The sequence below is a fragment of the Desulfolutivibrio sp. genome (genome assembly GCF_036584575.1).
GTDB lineage: Bacteria > Desulfobacterota > Desulfovibrionia > Desulfovibrionales > Desulfovibrionaceae > Desulfolutivibrio.
Genome location: NZ_JAZHDB010000101.1, coordinates 1 through 4,224, shown reverse-complemented (window position 1 = coordinate 4,224; position 4,224 = coordinate 1). Strand labels below are relative to the sequence as shown.

The following is a 4,224-nucleotide window of genomic DNA, read 5'->3' as shown; positions in this document are numbered from 1 at the left end:
CGGACTCGATGTATTTGTAGCACACCAGTTGGGCGATGACCCCGAACAGGGTGATGGACCCGAACGAGGCCAGAAACTGGATGAACATGACCAGCAGGGAGGCGTACAGGGGGTCGCCCTTCCGGATGGAGACGATAAGCCCGGGCAGAAGGCTCACCACCCAGATGGCCAAAATGGACAACTCCTGCTGTTTCGTGCGCAAAAGTTCCTTGATTTTGGCTTTGTAGTCCATGGGGGGCTAACCTTTCGGGGAAGGCGGCCGTGAAGGGCCGCCACGGGGTTTCTCCCGGCGCGTTTGCGCTCGGCGCGTTTGCGCTCGGCGCGTAATGTCCTCGGGGGAGGTGACCATACTGGGATTTGCCGTCGCCCGCAATGTCTGGCGCAGGGAGGAGGCGGTTTTTTTGATTGGAGAATGCCCGGCGGGGATGCTAGGGTTGTGTTGCCGAATCACCGGCGGACCAAACCAGACTCTAACCGGCGTCGGCCGGACTTCCCGGTCGACGCAATCCGCGCCGCCACATGAACGAAACGCCTTCCATCCTCATCGTGGACGATGAGGTGGTCAATCTCATGACCCTGGAATGGATGCTGCGAGACGCCGGTTTCGAGACCTGGCGCGCCGCATCCGGCCCCGAGGCCCGGGCTTTGGCCCCGAAGGTCCGTCCGGATCTGATCATCCTGGATATCGTCATGCCCGGCGAGGACGGGTTCACCACCTGCGAGAAGCTCCTGGCCGATCCGGCGGTGGGGGAAACGCCCATCATCTTCATTTCCGGGCTGGGCGACGTGGACAACAAGGTGCGGGGGCTCAAAATGGGGGCGGTGGACTACATCGCCAAGCCCTTCGCCAAGGAGGAGGTGCTGGCCCGGGTCAAGCTGCACATCCGCCTGCGGCAGGGCCATGCGGCCATGCTCAAGGAGCAGACGGACAAGCTGTCACAGATCCGCGAGGCCCAGCAGGCCATCCTGGTCGATCCCGGGGAGATTCCCGAGGCCCGGTTCGCGGTGCGCTACGTGCCGGTCCTGGAGGCGGGCGGCGACTTCTACGACGTGTTCCCCCTCACGGAACGCTCCATGGGCTATTTCGTGGCCGACATCTCCGGCCATGACCTGGGGGCCTCCTTCGTCACCTCCTCGCTCAAGGCCCTGTTGCGCCAGAATTCCGGGCCCCTGTACACCCCGCAGGAAACCCTGAAAAACATCAACGCCGTGCTCGCCGGCCTTTTGAAGGACGGCAAGCATCTGACGGCGGCCCTGGCCGCCCTCAACCGCTCCCGAGGCAAGCTGACCCTGGTCAACGCCGGGCATCCGCCGCCCATCCTGGTCACGGCCGCCGGGCAGACCAGCCTGCTTGACGTGGAGGGCGACATCCTGGGGGTGTTCGACCATGTCCAGCTCGGCATCCTGGAACGCAAGGTCGAACCCGGGGATCGGATTTTTTTGTACACCGACGGCCTGGTGGAGCGGTTCAGGGGGGAGATCCGCCCCCGGGGACAGGGTATCGAGGCCCTGGCCCTGGCCTGCCTGGAGACCCGGAACCTGCCCATGCCTGCGGCCATTTTCGAGGCCTCCCGGCGGCTTAATGGCGCAGGGCATATGCCTGACGATGACATGGTGCTCTTGGGATTTGAAGTTTAGGGTGCGGGAGGCGGGCGATGCACGGGACGGCCGGGGCCGGATCGGGACGGTCGACGCGGAGAGCGCGGCGGGACAAGGCAACAAGGAGGGGGGCGTGGCGTACGCATCGCACATCGATCAAGGCGGCCTGCATGTGGTGTTTACGGCCAAGGCGCGCAACATCGACAGGGCCGTCGCCGAGATCGAGGATTTCGTGTCCCGAAACGGCGCATGGCCGCTTTTCGACATCAAGCTCATCGTGCGCGAGGCCCTGCTCAACGCCACGCTGCATGGCGGCGCGGGCCACGGGTCGCACGAGGTCTCCTGTACGGTGCGGCTCGTGGACGATGCGGTGGAATGCACCGTGTCCGACCCCGGGCCGGGTTTCGACTGGAGGGCCAGGCGCGGCCGCATCCCCCCCCTCGACGCGGAGAGCGGCCGGGGGGTCTGCATCATGGAGGCCTATGCGGATATGATGGAATACAACGCCGCCGGGAACGTGCTCAGGCTGGTCAAAAAAAGGGGCGGGGAGTCCTGTGGGACGCCCCGCTGTCAAGACGAAGCGGGGAAGACGAAATGAACGACATGGGAAACGGGTCCGCCGCCGTGGTGCTGCGTCCGGGCCGGGATATCGTGGCCTCCACCGTGGAGGGGTTTCGCGTCCAGTGGAAGGAGGCCCTTGCGTCGGGGACCGCGTCCCTGACCGTGGACCTGTCCGGGGTGGCGATGATCGACTCCGTGGGGCTGGGGCTGCTTATCGCCACCCACAACACCCTGGGCAAGGCCGGGGGCAAACTGCGCATCGCCCACGCCTGTCCCGACATCCTGGGGCTTTTGCGGACCATGCGTCTGGACAAACATTTCATTCTGGAAGGCTGACGACGCCCGGGAGACAGGCATGGAGAGCATGGACGACGAAATCATGGCCATGTTCGTGGAGGACACCCGCGAACACCTGGGAGACATCGAATCCTGCCTCATGGACATGGAGCGGGACGGGGCGGACATCGACGAGGAACTGGTGAACAAGGTCTTCCGGGCCGCCCATTCCATCAAGGGCGGGGCCGGGTTCCTCAATCTGCAAAACACCCGGGATCTCGGGCACAAACTGGAAAACGTGCTGCACATGATCCGTAGCCGCGAGATCGCCCCGGACACCCGGGTCATCAACATCCTGCTCGGGGGTTTCGACCGCCTGCGCAGTCTGGTGGAGATGGGGCCGAAGGGCGACGCCGAGGACATTTCCGGGCTCCTGGCCGAGTTGTCGGGCCTGGCCGTGGAGCATTTGCCCGAGGAGAAAAAGGACGATCTGGCCAGGACCGTGGACATCGCCTTGCCAGACGGACGGGTGCTTTTCACCGAGGATCGCTTAAGCCTCGACCAGGCCATGCGGGGCGGCAAGATGCTCTATCTCGTGGAATACGACCTTATCCACGACGTGCATGCCCGGAAAAAGACCCCCCTGGACGTCTTTTCGGCCATGGAGGCCAGCGGGCTGATCCTGGACTGCCGCATGGACCTGGCCGCCGTGGGCGACCTGGACGCCCCCCCGGCCAACAGCATTCCCCTGTATGTGCTTTTTTCCACCATCGTCGAACCCGATGTGGTCAGCTATCTGTTCGCCCTGGACGAACGCCGCATCACCCCCGTGGACCTGGAATCCCTCCTGGCCGGGGAGGCCCCGGCCAATGCCGCGCCGCCGTCCCCTCCCCTTGCCCCGGCGACGGAGGCGGCGTCCCCCCGGGAGACGGCCGACCCCGGGGAGTGCGTCGGCGCGTTGCGGCTCTCCCGTGCGCCGGACCATACCCGGCTGGCCTTTGGGCCGGATGCAAGCGGCTCGGGCGCGGCGGGCGCAGTCGAACTGACCGGGGCGGACCTGGCCCAGGCCCTGGCGGCCTGCCTGGCCCGAGGTCTGGACGTCAGGCTGGATTTCCCCCCCCAGGCCGAACCCGGTCTGGACGGTCTTCTGGCCCTGGTGAGCGCGGCCCGGACCTTTGCCGCCCGGGGCCTTTCCCTGGCCCATGCGGGTGGGGTTCCCGCCGGGGTCGCCGCCCAGGCCTCCCGGGCCGGATTCACGCCCCAGGCCCTGGCCGAGGCGGGGGTGGGCGGCGAACTTTTTGGCGTTGCCTGAGAAGCGGTCGGGAAAGCCCGCAACAGGGGGGAACTCCCCCGGAGGTACGTGGATGGCGCTGGAAAACGGGATGCGAGACCTGTTCATGGAAGAGGTGGGGGAAACCCTGGCCGAACTCGACACCGCGCTTCTTGAACTGGAGAAGGCCCCGCACGACGCGGAACTGATCAATCGTATTTTCCGGGCCGTGCATACCCTCAAGGGGGCCTGCGACATGTTCGGCGTGGACGACGCCGTGGCCCTGGCCCATGCCGTGGAGTCGGTGTTCGACCATGTGCGCGGCGGTTGGCGGGATGTGGACAAACCCCTGCTGGATTTGACGTTTTCGGCCAGGGACCGGTTTGCGGCCATGCTGGCCGAGGGGGCGGACCCGGCGGTCGAAAGGGACGAGGCCCTGTTGCAGACTTTTCGTGATCTATTGCGCACCACCAATCTTACGGGGGCTGCGGCCGCCGCCCCGGCCGCCACAGCCGGGG

General features: G+C 66.0%; 5 protein-coding genes and 1 pseudogene. 5 read left to right on the top strand and 1 reads right to left on the bottom strand.

Going from position 1 to position 4,224, the window contains the following annotated elements:
- Positions 1-232 (bottom strand): annotated as a pseudogene (locus V3572_RS08040) (hypothetical protein); the annotation flags it as partial.
- Between the two features lie 287 nt (positions 233-519).
- On the opposite strand from V3572_RS08040, the gene V3572_RS08035 reads away from it, so the two are divergent.
- From V3572_RS08035 to V3572_RS08015, 5 genes are all read left to right on the top strand, one after another.
- Complete coding sequence (locus V3572_RS08035) at positions 520-1,638, top strand: PP2C family protein-serine/threonine phosphatase (protein WP_332110463.1); 1,119 nt, start codon at positions 520-522, stop codon at positions 1,636-1,638.
- A 94-nt stretch (positions 1,639-1,732) separates the two neighbouring features.
- Positions 1,733-2,197, top strand: a complete 465-nt coding sequence (locus V3572_RS08030; RefSeq protein ID WP_332110462.1) for an ATP-binding protein — start codon at positions 1,733-1,735, stop codon at positions 2,195-2,197.
- Complete coding sequence (locus V3572_RS08025) at positions 2,194-2,496, top strand: STAS domain-containing protein (protein ID WP_332110461.1); 303 nt, start codon at positions 2,194-2,196, stop codon at positions 2,494-2,496. Before V3572_RS08030 ends, V3572_RS08025 begins: the two co-directional genes overlap by 4 nt.
- Before the next feature lie 19 nt (positions 2,497-2,515).
- Positions 2,516-3,748 carry an Hpt domain-containing protein gene (locus tag V3572_RS08020; RefSeq protein WP_332110460.1) on the top strand — a complete coding sequence of 411 codons (1,233 nt, stop codon included), beginning with the start codon at positions 2,516-2,518 and terminating at the stop codon, positions 3,746-3,748.
- 52 nt (positions 3,749-3,800) lie between these two features.
- The coding region (locus V3572_RS08015; protein WP_332110459.1) for an Hpt domain-containing protein at positions 3,801-4,224 on the top strand (424 nt) is incomplete at its 3' end.

Coding starts and splice junctions, on each gene's coding strand:
- V3572_RS08035 (WP_332110463.1), top strand. CDS start 520: ATGAACGAAACGCCTTCCATCCTCATCGTGGACGATGAGGTGGTCAAT.
- V3572_RS08025 (WP_332110461.1), top strand. CDS start 2,194: ATGAACGACATGGGAAACGGGTCCGCCGCCGTGGTGCTGCGTCCGGGC.
- V3572_RS08020 (WP_332110460.1), top strand. CDS start 2,516: ATGGAGAGCATGGACGACGAAATCATGGCCATGTTCGTGGAGGACACC.